This window comes from Pseudomonas alloputida (genome assembly GCF_021283545.2).
Classification (GTDB): Bacteria; Pseudomonadota; Gammaproteobacteria; order Pseudomonadales; family Pseudomonadaceae; genus Aquipseudomonas; species Aquipseudomonas alloputida.
Map to the genome: position 1 here is coordinate 5,903,177 of NZ_CP128540.1, position 15,016 is coordinate 5,918,192.

General features: G+C 63.3%; 12 protein-coding genes. 1 reads left to right on the forward strand and 11 read right to left on the reverse strand.

Annotation, left to right across the window (positions count from 1 at the left end):
• Nucleotides 1-31: 31 nt before the first annotated feature.
• Entirely contained in the window at nt 32-736 is a 705-nt protein-coding gene (locus LU682_RS30135; RefSeq protein ID WP_371321098.1) for a methyl-accepting chemotaxis protein, read from the forward strand.
• Nucleotides 737-845: 109 nt separating this feature from the next.
• Here LU682_RS30135 and LU682_RS27335 read toward each other — a convergent pair whose 3' ends face one another.
• The 11 genes from LU682_RS27335 to hutH all read right to left on the reverse strand — a co-directional run bounded on the left by LU682_RS27335 (nt 846) and on the right by hutH (nt 14,979).
• A complete protein-coding gene (locus LU682_RS27335) occupies nt 846-1,580 on the reverse strand; it encodes an amino acid ABC transporter ATP-binding protein (protein ID WP_010955581.1) in 735 nt (244 codons plus the stop codon).
• A complete protein-coding gene (locus tag LU682_RS27340) occupies nt 1,573-2,535 on the reverse strand; it encodes an amino acid ABC transporter permease (protein WP_010955582.1) in 963 nt (320 codons plus the stop codon). Before LU682_RS27340 ends, LU682_RS27335 begins: the two co-directional genes overlap by 8 nt.
• Nucleotides 2,536-2,614: 79 nt before the next feature.
• Nucleotides 2,615-3,412, reverse strand: a complete 798-nt coding sequence (locus LU682_RS27345; RefSeq protein ID WP_026031986.1) for a transporter substrate-binding domain-containing protein — start codon at nt 3,410-3,412, stop codon at nt 2,615-2,617.
• Between the two features lie 296 nt (nt 3,413-3,708).
• Complete coding sequence (gene mdoH, locus LU682_RS27350) at nt 3,709-6,282, reverse strand: glucans biosynthesis glucosyltransferase MdoH (protein ID WP_010955584.1); 2,574 nt, start codon at nt 6,280-6,282, stop codon at nt 3,709-3,711.
• The gene (locus LU682_RS27355) at nt 6,275-8,014 is read right to left on the reverse strand and encodes a glucan biosynthesis protein G (RefSeq protein WP_202814911.1); all 1,740 of its coding nucleotides are present in this window, start codon (nt 8,012-8,014) and stop codon (nt 6,275-6,277) included. The genes mdoH and LU682_RS27355 overlap by 8 nt, the downstream gene beginning before the upstream one ends.
• 262 nt (nt 8,015-8,276) lie before the next feature.
• Nucleotides 8,277-8,714, reverse strand: coding sequence for a D-aminoacyl-tRNA deacylase (gene dtd / locus LU682_RS27360; RefSeq protein WP_003249262.1), 438 nt, complete (start codon nt 8,712-8,714; stop codon nt 8,277-8,279).
• Nucleotides 8,711-9,682 (reverse strand): prolyl aminopeptidase, encoded by a 972-nt coding sequence (gene pip / locus LU682_RS27365; protein WP_003249260.1) that lies wholly within the window; start codon nt 9,680-9,682, stop codon nt 8,711-8,713. The genes dtd and pip overlap by 4 nt, the downstream gene beginning before the upstream one ends.
• Nucleotides 9,683-9,851: 169 nt before the next feature.
• Nucleotides 9,852-10,655 (reverse strand): N-formylglutamate deformylase, encoded by an 804-nt coding sequence (gene hutG / locus LU682_RS27370; RefSeq protein WP_010955586.1) that lies wholly within the window; start codon nt 10,653-10,655, stop codon nt 9,852-9,854.
• Nucleotides 10,656-10,665: 10 nt separating this feature from the next.
• Nucleotides 10,666-11,871 carry an imidazolonepropionase gene (gene hutI, locus LU682_RS27375; protein WP_010955587.1) on the reverse strand — a complete coding sequence of 402 codons (1,206 nt, stop codon included), beginning with the start codon at nt 11,869-11,871 and terminating at the stop codon, nt 10,666-10,668.
• 15 nt (nt 11,872-11,886) lie between these two features.
• The gene (locus LU682_RS27380; RefSeq protein ID WP_010955588.1) at nt 11,887-13,290 is read right to left on the reverse strand and encodes an amino acid permease; all 1,404 of its coding nucleotides are present in this window, start codon (nt 13,288-13,290) and stop codon (nt 11,887-11,889) included.
• A gap of 156 nt (nt 13,291-13,446) precedes the next feature.
• Nucleotides 13,447-14,979 (reverse strand): histidine ammonia-lyase, encoded by a 1,533-nt coding sequence (hutH, locus tag LU682_RS27385; protein ID WP_232914903.1) that lies wholly within the window; start codon nt 14,977-14,979, stop codon nt 13,447-13,449.
• Nucleotides 14,980-15,016: the final 37 nt, after the last annotated feature.

Consider the following 15,016-nt stretch of genomic DNA (forward strand, 5'->3'; position numbering starts at 1 on the left):
AACCGACCAGGTTGCGACTGCCATGAACCAGATGAGCGCCACCGTGCAGGAAGTGGCACAGAACGCCGAGCAAGCCTCCCTGGCCGCGACCAACGCTGACCAGCAGGCGCAGGTGGGTGACCAGGTAGTCTCCGAAGCCATCGGCCGTATCGAACAACTGGCCGGGCAGATGGACCATTGCCTGGCGGCCATGCAGCACCTGGCAGGCGAGAGCCAAAGGATTGGCAGCATTCTCGATGTGATCAAGTCGGTGTCCGAACAGACCAATCTGCTGGCGTTGAACGCAGCGATCGAAGCCGCACGGGCCGGTGAGGCCGGGCGCGGCTTTGCCGTGGTGGCCGATGAGGTGCGTGGCCTGGCCCAGCGCACGTCGACGGCGACCGAGGAGATCGGCCAACTGATCGACAGCCTGCACAACGGTACCGACGAAGTGACCCGCTTGCTGGACAGCAGCAAGAGCCTGACCGAACAAAGCGTGGAGCTGAGCCGCAGGGCCGGGCACGCATTGAGCCAGATCACCGACACGGTATCGAGCATTCAGGGCATGAACCAGCAGATCGCCACCGCCAGTGAGGAACAGAGCGTGGTGGCCGAGCAGATCAACCGAAGTGTGATCAATGTGCGGGATGTTTCGGATCAGACCAGCGCGGCCAGTGAGCAGACGGCAGCCTCGAGTGGAGAGCTGGAGCAGTTGGGGCAGCAATTGCGGGGGATGGTTGGGCGGTTCAGCATCTGACTTCGCCTCGCCCTCTTCGCGGGCAAGCCCGCTCACACAGGTACATCACCCCCATCAAGGCAGTGGTGGACATGCAGGAGCGGGCTTGCCCGCGAAGAAGCCCGCGCGGTTACAGCACCTGGCGCAGGAATGCCTGCGCACGCGGGTCTTTCGGCGCAGCGAAGAATGCGGCCGGGGCCGAATCTTCCAGCAGCTTGCCATGGTCGAAGAACAGCACGCGGTCAGCCACTTCGCGGGCAAAGCCCATTTCATGGGTGACGCAGACCATGGTCATGCCTTCCTGGGCCAGGGTCTTCATCACGTCCAGCACCTCACCGACCATTTCCGGGTCGAGCGCCGAGGTCGGCTCGTCGAACAGCATCACTTTCGGGTCCATCGCCAGGGCCCGGGCAATCGCCACCCGCTGTTGCTGGCCGCCAGACAAGCGCGACGGGTACTCGTTGGCCTTCTGCGAAATACCCACCTTCTCCAGCAACGCCCGGGCCTTGGCTTCGCGGTCAGCCTTGTTGCGCTTGCGCACCACCTTCTGCGCCAGGCACAGGTTTTCCAGCACAGTCATGTGCGGAAACAGGTTGAAGTGCTGGAACACCATGCCGACTTCGCGGCGGTAGGCATTGATGTCGGTCTTGGGGTCGGCCAGTTGCAAGCCGTCGATGGCCACATGGCCTTGGTCGAAATGCTCCAGGCCGTTGAGGCAGCGCAGGAATGTCGACTTGCCCGACCCCGACGGGCCGAGCACGACCACCACTTCGCCCTTGGCGACCTGAGTGGTGACGTTATCCACAGCCCTTACCACCTGGCCACGGGTGTCGAAGACTTTCAGCAGGTCACGGACTTCAATCACTTTGCGCAAGCCTCCGCTCGAGCCGGCTGGCGATGTGCGACAGCGGCAGGTTGATCAGCAGGTACAGGCCTGCCACGCAGAACCAGATCTCGAAAGTAGAGAACGAGGTGGTGATAGCCTCACGGCCACTCTTGGTCAGTTCGGTGATGGCGATCACCGACACCAGCGAGGTGTCCTTGACCAGGCTGATGAACTGGCCGGCCAGGGGCGGAAGCACGCGCTTGAAGGCCTGCGGCAAGATCACATGGCGCATCGACTGGCCAGCGTTCAGGCCCAGCGACCGGGCAGCCTCGTTCTGACCTTTGGCGATCGACTGCACGCCTGCACGGACGATCTCGGCCACGTAAGCACCGGTGAACAATGCCAGCGCCGCTACCCCGGCAAACTCGCGGGACAGGTTGAGCACGGTGCCGATGAAGAAGTAGAAGATGAAGATTTGCACCAGCAGCGGCGTGCCGCGCACCAGCTCGACATACACGGTCGACAGGTCGCGCAGGGTCGGGTTGTTCGACAACCGGCACAATCCGGCGAACAGGCCGATCACCAGGCCCAGCGCCCCGGACACCACCGAGATCCACAAGGTGGTCCACAGGCCCCATGCCAGCGGGCCCGCGGCCCAATGGCGGGTTACCCCGATCTGGTCGCCTTCGGCAACATCGTCGCCGCGGCTCAGTTGCAGGCTGTCCTTGTCCACATCGAGCACTTGCTCGGCACCACTTTCGTCCTTCAGCGTGACGCGGGCGTTGTCACCGGAAATGACGATTTCCTGCACAGTGCCGTAGCCGGCAGCGCGTTGTGTTTCCTCGGCCTTGTAGGCGAAGTACTGCGGTACGCGGTTCCAGCGCCACTCGTAGGAAATCATCGAGGTGGCCATGTAAAGGCTGAGCGCCAGGCCTACCAGGACCAGGGCAGTCAACCCATGCCAAGGCCACTGGGCTTTCTTGTGTTTGATCACGTGGGGTACTTCCGTAAATGCGAACGCGCAGGGTTTGCCTGCGCGTCGGGGTCATAAAGCCGGGCTTGTGGCCTGAGCCTTATTCCATTTCCTTCAGCCAGTCCTTGTTCTTGAACCACTTGTCGTGAATACGATCGTAGGTCCCGTCGTGCTTGATCTGGTGCAGGAAGTTGTTGATGAAGTTGATGCTGTCGTAGTCGCCTTTCTTCAGGCCGAAGGCCAGCGGCTCGTAGGTGAAGGGCTCGTCGAGGAACAGCAGCTTGCCTGCACCGGCTTTATCCACCGCCACCACGTTGTACGGCGCGTCATAGACAAAGGCGTCGGCCTTGCCGTTGACCACGTCCATGACGGCTTCCTGTTCGTTGTCGTAGCCGTGGTACTTGGCTTTGCTGATCAGCTTCTTGGAGACCATTTCGCCGGTGGTGCCAAGCTTGGAGGTCAGGCGGTACTTCTCGTTGTTCAGGTCCTTGTACGACTTGATCTCGCCAGCCAGCTCCTTGCGGATCAGCAGGGTCTGGCCAACCACGATGAAGGGTTCGCTGAAGTTCAGGCGCAGGTTGCGCTCCTGGGTCAGGGTCATGCCGCTGCCGATCATGTCGAACTTGTCGGTCAGCAGGGCCGGGATGATGCCGTCATAGGCGGTGGACACTGCCTCGAACTTCACGCCCATGGACTTGGCCATGGCTTTGAGGATATCGACTTCGAAGCCGATGATCTCGCCACGTTTGTTGGTCATCTGGAACGGCATGTAAGTCGGGTCCATGCCCACCCGCAGGGTGCCACGCTTGACCGCGTCGTCGATGGCGCCCGCCTGGGCCGCGGTCACGGCGACCAGGGCGGTCACACCGACCAGCAGTCGCGAAAGGTATTTCTTGATCATCACCAAGTCCCCTAGCAAGAAAAGTAGCGAATCTTATTGTGTTGGCACGGCCGTACTGGCCGAAGCGTCGTATCGGAGAGGGATGCTAACGCATGGCGGCCCGTGGACCTAGAGCCGCAGGGGGACTTTGTTGGCCAAAATGAGGGGGTTAGGCCAAAAAGCTTCGCGGGTGAACCCGCTCCTACAAGGGCATGTGTATCCCTGGTAGGAGCGGGTTCACCCGCGAAGAGGCCCGGTCATGCGCCCCGTAGGGCGGGTTCATCGGGGCGCCGAACCGCCGCGAACAGACCCGATCAAGCGCCGACGAGGCTCGGTTGGCCTGCGTTTTCAGGGTGCAACGGCAACAGCGGCGAATGCGGGTCATTGTTGATCGACGCACGCCACACATCGATCCATGCCGCATTGTGCTCGGCCCACACCTGCTCGTGCAGGCGGCTCAGTGCCACCGGGTCGCTGAGCAGAGCCAGGCGAGTATTGAGGTCCAGGCCTTTCGGCCCGACTTCAATCGCCTTGGCAACGCGCTCGGCACGCAACGCTTCGATCGGTGCCGCCTGGCCATGGCGGGCAGTGGCCATGGCACAGGCCAGGGCATTCTGCCGCGGGTCGACCACGGCCCGCACGAAGCCATCATGCAGGGCATGCCAGCGGTTTTCGTGGGTGTACTGGTCGGTAGCCAACAGCTCTTGTGGCGTGGCGTATTCCTCTGGGATAAGGAACAGCTTCTCGTCCTTGGCCGCCAGGCCCAGGCGGGTGCGGCTGGAAATCACCGATACCGGGATCGACAGCACCAGCGAACCGACGATAGGCGCCAGCCACCACAGGAAGCTCGGGTTCAACCACGCCACCAGTGCGGCCCAGGCAATGCCCAGCAGCGTCTGCGGGCCATGCCGGCGCACCGCTTCGCCCCACGGCGTGGAGTCGTCGTCACGCTGCGGCGAGTTCCAGGTCGCAGCCCAGCCGAGGAATGCGGCCAGCACGAAGCGGGTGTGGAAGATCATGCGTACCGGTGCCAGCAACATGGAGAACAGCATCTCCATCAGCATCGACAAGGTGACCTTGACGCGTCCACCGTACTCGACGGCGCCCTTGGCCCAGATCAGGATGACGCTGAGCAGCTTGGGCAGGAACAGCAGCACAATGGTGGTGGAGAACAGCGCCACAGCCTTCTCCGGGTGCCACTGCGGCCACAGCGGGTAAAGCTGGTACGGCTCGATGAAATACTGTGGCTCCATCAGCGTGTTGGTTGCCAGCAGCGCGGTCGACAGCACCAGGAACAGGAACCACAGCGGCGCCGACAGGTAAGACATCACCCCGGTAAGGAACACCGCACGGTGAACCGGGTGCATGCCCTTGACCAGGAACAGGCGGAAGTTCATCAGGTTGCCGTGGCACCAGCGGCGGTCGCGCTTGAGCTCGTCAAGCAGGTTTGGCGGCAGTTCTTCGTAGCTGCCCGGCAAGTCGTAGGCAATCCACACACCCCAGCCGGCACGGCGCATCAGCGCAGCTTCGACGAAGTCGTGGGAAAGGATGGCACCGGCGAACGCGCCTTTGCCCGGCAACGGCGCCAGGGCGCAGTGCTCGATGAACGGCTTCATGCGGATGATCGCGTTGTGGCCCCAGTAGTGCGACTCACCCAACTGCCAGAAGTGCAGACCGGCAGTGAACAGTGGGCCGTACACGCGGGTAGCGAACTGCTGCATGCGTGCATACAGGGTGTCCATGCCCGAGGCTTTCGGCCCGGTCTGGATGATGCCGGCGTCCGGGTTGGCCTCCATCAGGCGCACCAGGCTGCTCAGGCACTCGCCGCTCATGACGCTGTCGGCGTCGAGCACGACCATGTACTTGTACTCGCCACCCCAGCGACGGCAGAAGTCGTCGAGGTTACCGCTCTTGCGCTTCACACGGCGCCGACGGCGGCGGTAGAAGATGCGGCCAAAGCCTTTGGTTTCACGGCACACATCCAGCCAGGCCTGTTGCTCGGCCACGGCAATGTCGGTGTCGTTGGTGTCGCTGAGCACAAAGAAGTCGAACCGGTCGAGGTTGCCGCTGGCGGCCACCGACTCGAACGTTGCGCGCAGGCCGGCGAACACCCGCGGCACGTCTTCGTTGCAGATCGGCATCACCAGCGCGGTACGCGCCTCGGGCGCGATCGGCTCGTTGCCTGCGCTGCTACCGGAAATCTTGTATTTGTCACGCCCGGTGAGCAGCTCGAGGAAGCCCATCAGCGCGGTCCAGAAGCCCGCCGACACCCAGCAGAACAGGATGCCGAAGAGGATCAGGATGGAAGTTTGCAGGGCATACGGCCACACCTGCACCACCGTGTCCCACAGCGGCTGGTTGACGATTTCGTCAAAGTCCACGAACGACCAGCCCTGGTACGGCAGGATGCCTTTCATGTACCAGCCAGCGACGATGGTCTGGCCGATCATCAGCGCCAGCAGAATGTAACGGCGGATAGAGCCGACCGTGCGCCAGCGGGCCGGCGGCAGCTCGCGCTTGGGCGGCTGCGGGGCATTGGGGCGGCCGGTCATGCGTCGCCACATGCGGATCAGCACATTGGTGCGCCATGGCTCGGGCACGACCTTGGTGCGTTTGATCGGCGGGGCGATCTTCAGGCACAGGCGGCCGCTGCCGTCGACGCCGAGCATTTCGGCTTCTTCCAGCTCGGCGGCGCTGCCCACGGTCAGGCGCGGGCCCACCGAGGCCTGCACGGCCTCGGCAGAGCTGGCGGCCGGGTTGGCCGCCAAGCGTTGGTGTAGCTCACTGAACGAGGTGCAGCTGGCAAGCTCAGCCCGCTGCTCGTCGCTCAGTGGTAGGTGGGCCAGGTACTCGCCAAGCGATTCCGGCCTTGCGCTTGAGTTACTCATCGGCAGGCAACTGATAGCTCCAGGTCTCGGTCAGCACCTTCTCGGTGGTGGCCAGGGCCCCGTTGGTGGGCGCCGCATCGGCGGCAGGTTGTTCGGCCTTGGCAGATTGCTCAGCCTTGACGGCTTTCTCGGCCTTGGCATGCTTGGCTGCGGCCTTGTCCTGCTTGGCGTCCTGGGCAGGCTTGGCAGGCTCGACCGGTACATCACGCACCAGTGCGGCGCGCATTTCGGTCGACTTGTTGGCTTCCTTGACCTTCAGGCGCAGGGTCAGGCGCCAGCCCTTGGTCTCAGGGTTATAGCGCAGATTGTTCTCGACCACCTCGGCGTTGTCGCCCACGCTGATCTGGCTGCGCACGGCGGCGTCTTCCGGCAGGGCGGCAAGCGCCGGGCCGGCGAAGTCGACCAGGAATGCCACGCTGCCATCTGGCTGGCGGATCAGGTTGGACTGCTTGACGTCACCCGTGGAACGCAGGGTCTGCTTGACCCAGCCCAGATCAGGGGCCTGGAACTTCGGCTCGTCGATGGTCCAGTGCAGGCGGTAGGCGTACTCGAACGGCTTACCTGGCTCCGGCAGTTTCTCCGGGCTCCAGAAGGCCACGATATTGTCGTTGGTCTCGTCGGCGGTCGGGATTTCGACCAGGTCGACGCTACCCTTGCCCCAGTCACCCTTCGGCTCGATCCAGGCGCTTGGGCGCTTCTGGTAGTTGTCGTCGAGGTCTTCGTAGTCACTGAAGGCGCGCTGACGCTGCATCAGGCCGAAACCACGTGGGTTCTCGACGCTGAAGTTACTCACGGCCAGGTGTTTCGGGTTGTTCAGCGGGCGCCACAGCCACTCGCCGTTGCCGGCATGGATCGACAGGCCTTCGGAGTCGTGCAGGGCCGGGCGGTAGTTGAGCACCTTGGACGGCTGGTTGGGGCCGAACAGGTACATGCTGGTCAGCGGAGCAATGCCCAGGCGGCTGACATGATCACGCAGGAACACGCGGGACTGCACGTCGACCACGGTGTCGTTGCCTGGACGCAGGGTCAGCTTGTAGGCGCCGGTGGAGCGCGGCGAATCCAACAGCGCGTAGATCACCAGGTGCTTGTCGGCTGGCTTGGGCTTTTCAACCCAGAACTCGGTGAAGCGCGGGAATTCTTCGCCCGACGGCAGGGCGGTGTCGATGGCCAGGCCACGGGCAGACAGGCCGTACACGTGGCCCTTGCCGACTACGCGGAAATAGCTGGCGCCAAGCAGGGTCATGATCTCGTCCTGCTTGTCGGCCTTGTTGATCGGGTACAGCACGCGGAAACCGGCATAACCGAGGTTTTTCGTGGTTTCCGGGTCGTGCGGCACGTCACCGAACTCGAAGCGGTCCGGGTCGTACTTGATTTCCTCGACCTTGGTGGCGGTGACCTCGTTGATTTTCACCGGGGTGTCGAAGTGCATGCCCTGATGATAGAACGACAGCTTGAACGGGGTCTTGTCCTTGGCCCACTCGGCCTTTTCCTGCAGGAAACGGATTTTCTGGTAGTCCGCGAACTTCATGTCGCGGAACACGGCCGGCAGGTTGCTTTTTGGCGCTTCGTACTTCTGGCCGGCCAGATCCTTTGCCTTGGCAGCAACATCGTCAAGATTGAATGCCCACAGCTGGCCCGCGCTCATCAGGCCGACCAGAGCCACACTGGCCATCAGCGCCTTGCGTAGCCCGACGCTGGGGATTCTTGATGCTTTTTGGGGACTAACAATCACGAGCAACCCTCGCCGAAAACAGATCATGAAACCAACGGCCAGCGACAAATGCCGGGTTGGCGAGCACTGTTCGGACCCCGAGAGGGCGTAATGATCCCCAAACGGATCCAGACAATGCTCGAGTCAGAGTGAAACGGACCTACGAACGCAGGTCCATGCAGCGCGCGATTATCCAGCAGGTTGCGTGACAACGCATCAGGCTGGAGCAACTATTTATCGTACAAAACCCCTTGTTTTCCTGTGAACAACGGGTTTTTTGACCTCATATTTGTAACATAAATGTTACCGGGCCATCATTGACCAGGTGCACCTGCATATCCGCACCAAAACGGCCGCTGGCTACGTCGGCGTACTGAGCTTTTGCCTGTTGCAAAAGATAGTCGAACAACTCGGCGCCGAGGGCCGGTGGCGCTGCGGTCGAGAAGCTTGGACGCATGCCATTGCGGGTGTCGGCCGCCAAGGTGAACTGTGACACCAGTAGCAGGCCACCCCCGACATCCTTGAGCGACAGGTTCATCTTGCCCTGCTCGTCACTGAACACCCGGTAGTTCAGCAGCTTGTGCAACAGCTTATCGGCCTGTTCACGGGAATCTTCAGGCTCGACCGCGACCAGCACCAGCAACCCTTGGTCGATGGCGCCGACCACCTCCCCCGCCACTTCAACCCGCGCACCGCGCACGCGCTGCAGCAGGCCCCTCATGCTTCTTCCAGAGGCAAATCGAGCAGGCGCCGGGCCATCTGGTCGGCGGCACGCACCAAGGCATCGGTGATGCCAGGCTCGGAAGCCGCGTGACCGGCGTCACGGATCACTTTCAACTCACTGTTCGGCCAGGCCTGGTGCAACGCCCAGGCGTTGTCCAAGGGGCAGATCACATCGTAGCGACCATGCACGATCACCGCCGGCAGGTGGGCGATTTTGGGCAGATCGCGGATCAGCTGGTCCGGTTCGAGGAAGGCGTTGTTCATGAAGTAGTGGCATTCGATGCGGGCGATCGACAGCGCCCGCTGCGGTTCGGAAAAGCGGTCGACCACCAGCGGGTTGGGGCGCAGGGTGGCGGTACGGCCTTCCCAGGTGGACCACGCCTTGGCGGCGTGCATCTGGGCGATCTGGTCGTTACCGGTCAGGCGCTTGTGGAAGGCCCTGACCAGGTCGCCGCGTTCCTCCGGTGGAATCGGTGCGATGTAGTCCTGCCAGTAGTCGGGGAACAGGCGGCTGGCGCCTTCCTGGTAGAACCACTCGATTTCCTGCGGCCGGCACAGGAAGATGCCGCGCAGGATCAGGCCGTGCACGCGTTCGGGGTGAGCCTGAGCGTAGGCCAGGGCCAGGGTCGAGCCCCAAGAACCACCGAACAGCACCCACTTGTCTATGCCAAGGTGTTCGCGAATGCGCTCCAGGTCTTCGACCAGGTGCCAGGTGGTGTTGTTCTCCAGGCTCGCATGGGGCGTGGAGCGGCCACAGCCGCGCTGGTCGAAGGTGATGATGCGGTACAGGTTGGGATCAAAGTAGCAGCGGCTCTGGGCGTCGCAGCCAGCACCGGGGCCTCCGTGGATGAACACCACGGGCAGACCTTCCGGCGAGCCGCTTTCGTCGACATAAAGCACATGCGGCGCTTCCACGGCCAGATCGTGCCTGGCGTAGGGTTTGATCTGCGGGTAGAGGGTCTGCATTGCGCACTCCGTGTGAGGATTATTCGGCCGTGGGCCATCATAAACCTGAATTGCGCTTTCAGCACCGTCCTTGCTGACGCGTTCGAACGGCGCGAATTGACCCTTGCGCAGAATTCCGGCAACTGCCTCCCACGGTGCCTGGCGACGCCGATAGCGTCGCCGCCTCCACTCAACGCTTGTAACGCTCGTCGCCCCAGGCCAGCAGCGCTTGCAGTAGCTGCCTCAATACCGCTTGCGTCGGTTGCGCCAAGTCTTCCCGGTAGGCAAAAGGCTCGACTTCCTCCATATAGGTGCTTTGCGCCAGCTCCAGTTGCACAGCATGGATATGGTTGGCCGGGTCGCCATAATGCCGGGTGATGTGACCGCCTTTGAACCGACCATTAAGCACATGGTTGTAACCTTGCACCTTGGCGCACACACCCTGCAGCCGATCAGCCAGTGCAGGATCGCAACTGGCGCCGTTGAAAGTACCCAGGTTGAAGTCCGGTAACTTGCCGTCGAACAGGTGCGGGATCAGCGAACGGATCGAATGGGCATCCCACAGCAGCGCATAGCCAAACTGCTCACGCAAGCGATCCAGTTCACGACGAATAGTCGTGTGATAAGGGCGCCAGATTTGCTCCAGGTAGCGTTTGCGCTCTTCGCCAGACGGCGCCAGCCCGTCTTTGAAGAGGGGTTCGCCGCCGAACAAGGTCGCCGGGTACAAGCCCGTGGTGGCGCCGACGTACAGCGGCTTGTCGTCCTCCGGACGGTTCAGGTCGATGACGAAGCGTGAGTACTCTGCGGCCACCACGCTGGCGCCCATGTCACGGGCAAAGTCGTACAACTGCGGGATGTGCCAGTCGGTGTCCGGCAAGCTTTGCGCCTGGTCGACCAGGCCGTCGCGCACGGCGTCGGTCAGACGCAAGCCAGCGTGCGGCATGCTGATCAGCAGCGGCAGGCGACCTTGGTGAAAACTCAATACCTTGTCCATCGTGCCTCGCTCAGTTGGAGATTTCGTGGCCCATGCGCACTACGCGCTTGGGCAGGTCGCCACCCAGCCAGTAGGCCAGGTCGGCGGGGCGTTCGATTTGCCAGGCAACGAAGTCAGCCACCTTGCCCACTTGCAGCGAGCCGTGGCTGTCACCCAAGCCCAGCGCCGTGGCAGCGTGCACCGTAACGCCTGCCAGGGCCTCTTCCGGCGTCATGCGGAAGCAGGTGCAGCCCATGTTCAGCATCAACCGCAGCGACAACCCTGGCGAGGTGCCGGGGTTGAGGTCGCTGGCCAGGGCAATCTTTACCCCGTGGCGGCGCAATGCATCCATTGGCGGCAGCTGGGTTTCACGCAGGAAGTAGAAAGCACCCGGTAGCAGCACGGCGACCGTGCCGGCGCTTGCCATGGCCACGGCGTCTTCCTCTGTCATGAACTCCAGATGGTCAGCCGACAGTGCCTGGTAACGCGCGGCCAGGCTTGAGCCGTGCAACGATGACAGTTGTTCGGCATGCAGCTTGACCGGCAGGCCCAGTTCGCGCGCCTTGATGAACAGCCGCTCGACCTGGGCCGGCGAGAACGCGAGGTGTTCGCAGAAGGCATCCACCGCATCCACCAGGCCTTCGCCGGCCAAGGCCGGCAACATCTCGTCACAGATGTGCGCGATGTAGTCGTCGGCCCGACCCGCGTACTCCGGGGGCAAAGCGTGCGCCGCCAGGCACGTGGCACGCACCGTCAGCGGCAGCTCGTCGGCCAGGCGGCGGGCCACTCGCAGCATCTTGCGCTCGTTGGCCAGGTCCAGGCCGTAGCCGGACTTGATCTCGAGGGTGGTCACGCCATCGCGCATTAGTGCCTGAACGCGCTGGTGAGCACTGGCGAACAACTCGTCTTCGCTGGCCGCACGGGTAGCCCGCACAGTGCTGGCGATACCGCCACCCTGTGCGGCGATTTCGGCATAGCTCACGCCCTGCAGGCGTTGCTCGAACTCGCCGCTGCGGTTGCCGCCGAACACCGCATGGGTGTGGCAGTCGATCAGCCCGGGAGTGACCCAGGCACCACCCAGGTCAACCGTGCGGTCAGCTTCGACGGGCGCCAGCTCGGCGCGCGGGCCTATCCACTCGATCAGCCCGGCGCTGGTGACGATCGCCGCATCCTCGATGGCCGAGTAGCGGCCATCGGCCATGGTTGCAACATGGCAATGCTGCCAGAGGGTTCTCATGCACAATCTCCTTTGCTAGCGGTGCAGCTCGGCCGGCTCCGCTACCGGCTGGCCCTGCCCTGCGCGCGGCTTGCACCACAGCAGGTAGGACGCCACCAGGAATACCACCCAGATCACGCCGACGATCAATGCCGCCTGGGTGTCCGGGAAGTAACCGAGCACGCCAAAGATGAACACCATGAACGCAATGGCCATGGCCGGGCCGTATGGCCAGAACGGTACCGGAAACTTGAGCTGGGCCACTTGCTCGCGGCTCATGCTGCGGCGCATGGCTACCTGGGTGAGCAGGATCATCAGCCACACCCACACCGTGGCGAAGGTGGCGATCGAGGCAATCAGCAGGAACACATTTTCCGGGATCAGGTAGTTGAGCAATACGCCGATCAGCAGCGCAGCCCCCATCACCACGACGGTCATCCACGGTACGCCATGTTTCGACAACTTGCTGAAACCGCGCGGGGCGTGGCCTTGCTGGGCCAGGCCATACATCATGCGGCCAGCGCCAAAGATGTCGCTGTTGATGGCGGAGATGGCAGCGGAAATCACCACGACGTTCAGCACGGCAGCGGCAGAGCCAATGCCCAGGTTGCTGAAGATCTGCACGAACGGGCTGCCCTGGCTGCCGATCTGCGGCCATGGGTACAGGCACATCAGCACGAACAGGGTGAGCACGTAGAACAGCAGGATACGCAGTGGCACCGCGTTGATCGCTTTGGGAATGACGCGCTGCGGGTCTTTTGCCTCGCCGGCGGTGACGCCGATGATCTCGATACCGCCGAAGGCGAACATCACCACGGCAAACGACGCAATCAAGCCCCCCACGCCGTTAGGCATGAAGCCGCCGTGGTCGAACAGGTTGCTCATGCCCACGGCATGCCCGGTACCCACCTGGCTGAAACCGAAAGCCATGATGCCGAGGCCGGCCAGGATCATCGCCACGATGGCGCCGACCTTGAGCAGCGACAGCCAGAATTCCATTTCGCCGAATACCTTGACGTTGCATAGGTTGAGGCCGCCGATCAGGAAAACGATGCCCAGCACCCAGATCCAGCGGGCTACCTCCGGGAACCAGAAGCCCATGTAGATACCGAACGCGGTGACGTCGGCGATGGCGACGATGACCATCTCGAAAGCGTAGGTCCAGCCAAGGATGAAGCCGGCCATTGGGCCGAGGTAGGTGGTGGCGTAGTGGCCGAAGGAGCCGGCCACCGGGTTGTGCACGGCCATTTCGCCAAGGGCGCGCATGACCATGAACACTGCAGCGCCGCCGATCAGGTAGGCCAGCAGAACGGCCGGGCCTGCCATCTGGATGGCCGAGGCAGAGCCGTAGAAAAGGCCGGTGCCGATGGCGGAGCCGAGGGCCATGAAACGGATGTGGCGGGCACTTAGCCCGCGCTTGAGACCTTGAGCTTGTTGCATGTCACGTCCTTGAATTGTTTTTGTGGTCGTGAGATTCAGGGGGCTGCTGCGCAGCCCCTTCGCGGGCACGCCCGCTCCCACAGGGGATGGTGTTTTGCACCTACTTCTGTGGGAGCGGGCGCGCCCGCGAAGGGCCGCCCAGCGGCCCCAGGGGCGTTACAGGCTTGGCAGTACACCCGCCGGCAGCAAGCCGGTCAGACTACCCTTGGCCAACAGGTCCACGGCCTTTTCGATATCCGGCGCGAAGAAACGGTCACGGTCGTAGTGCGGCACCTCACTGCGCAGCGCCTGGCGCGCCTGCTCCAGCTTGGCCGAAGTCTTCAGGCCTTTGCGCAGGTCCAGGCCCTGGCACGCGCCCAGCCATTCGATGGCCAGCACGCCACGGGTGTTTTCGGCCATTTCCCACAGGCGCTTGCCGGCGGCCGGGGCCATCGACACGTGGTCCTCCTGGTTGGCCGAAGTTGGCAGGCTGTCGACGCTGTGCGGGTGCGACAAAGCCTTGTTCTCGCTGGCCAGGGCGGCAGCGGTGACCTGGGCGATCATGAAGCCGGAGTTGACCCCACCGTTTTCCACCAGGAACGGCGGCAGCTGGGACATGTGCTTGTCCATCATCAGCGAGATGCGGCGTTCGCTGAGCGAGCCGATTTCGGCGATGGCCAGGGCCAGGTTGTCGGCGGCCATGGCCACCGGTTCGGCGTGGAAGTTGCCGCCGGAGATCACATCACCTTCGGCAGCGAACACCAGCGGGTTGTCCGACACAGCGTTGGCTTCGATGCCCAGTACCTCGGCGGCCTGACGCAGCTGGGTCAGGCAGGCACCCATGACCTGCGGCTGGCAGCGCAGCGAGTACGGGTCCTGGACCTTGTCGCAGTTCTTGTGCGACAGCGACACTTCGCTGGAGTCGCCCAGCAGGTCGCGGAAGCAGGCCGCGGTGTCGATCTGGCCGCGTTGGCCACGCACTTCGTGGACACGCGCATCGAAGGGCGAGCGCGAGCCCAATGCGGCTTCGACGCTCAGGCCGCCGCAGGCGATGGCCGCGGCATACAGGTCTTCGGCCTGGAACAGGCCACGCAAGGCATAGGCGGTGGAGGCCTGGGTACCGTTGAGCAGGGCCAGGCCCTCTTTGGCGGCCAGGGTCAGCGGTTCGAGGCCGGCAATCGCCAAGGCTTCGGTGGCCGGCAGCCACTGGCCCTTGTAGCGGGCCTTGCCTTCGCCCAGCAGCACCAGCGACATATGCGCTAGCGGGGCAAGGTCACCGGATGCGCCTACCGAGCCTTTCAGCGGGATGTGCGGGTAGACTTCGGCGTTGACCAGGGCAATAAGCGCGTCGATGACTTTGCGGCGGATGCCGGAGAAGCCACGGCTGAGGCTGTTGATCTTCAGTACCATGATCAACCGCACCAGGTCGTCATCCAGCGGCGCGCCGATACCGGCGGCGTGGGGCAGCACCAGCGAGCGCTGCAGGTTCTCCAGGTCATGGCTGGCGATGCGGGTCGAGGCCAGCAGGCCGAAACCGGTGTTGATGCCGTAGGCAGTACGGTCTTCGGCAATGATCTGCTCGACACAGGCGACGCTGGCGTCGATGGCCGGTGCGGCGCTGGCATCCAGTTGCAGGCGCACGGGCGCGGCATGGATCGCGCGCAGCTGGGCCAGGGTCAGGGTGCCAGGCTTGAGGGTGAGTTCGGTCACGTTACTACTCCAAATCGCGTGGAGCCGCAGGCCCGCT

Excerpts from the sequence above, each read along its gene's own strand:
- dtd (WP_003249262.1), bottom strand. The coding sequence starts at position 8,714 with ATGAGGGGCCTGCTGCAGCGCGTGCGCGGTGCGCGGGTTGAAGTGGCG.
- LU682_RS27380 (WP_010955588.1), bottom strand. The coding sequence starts at position 13,290 with ATGCAACAAGCTCAAGGTCTCAAGCGCGGGCTAAGTGCCCGCCACATC.
- hutI (WP_010955587.1), bottom strand. The coding sequence starts at position 11,871 with ATGAGAACCCTCTGGCAGCATTGCCATGTTGCAACCATGGCCGATGGC.
- mdoH (WP_010955584.1), bottom strand. The coding sequence starts at position 6,282 with ATGAGTAACTCAAGCGCAAGGCCGGAATCGCTTGGCGAGTACCTGGCC.
- pip (WP_003249260.1), bottom strand. The coding sequence starts at position 9,682 with ATGCAGACCCTCTACCCGCAGATCAAACCCTACGCCAGGCACGATCTG.
- hutG (WP_010955586.1), bottom strand. The coding sequence starts at position 10,655 with ATGGACAAGGTATTGAGTTTTCACCAAGGTCGCCTGCCGCTGCTGATC.
- LU682_RS30135 (WP_371321098.1), top strand. The coding sequence starts at position 32 with ATGAGCGCCACCGTGCAGGAAGTGGCACAGAACGCCGAGCAAGCCTCC.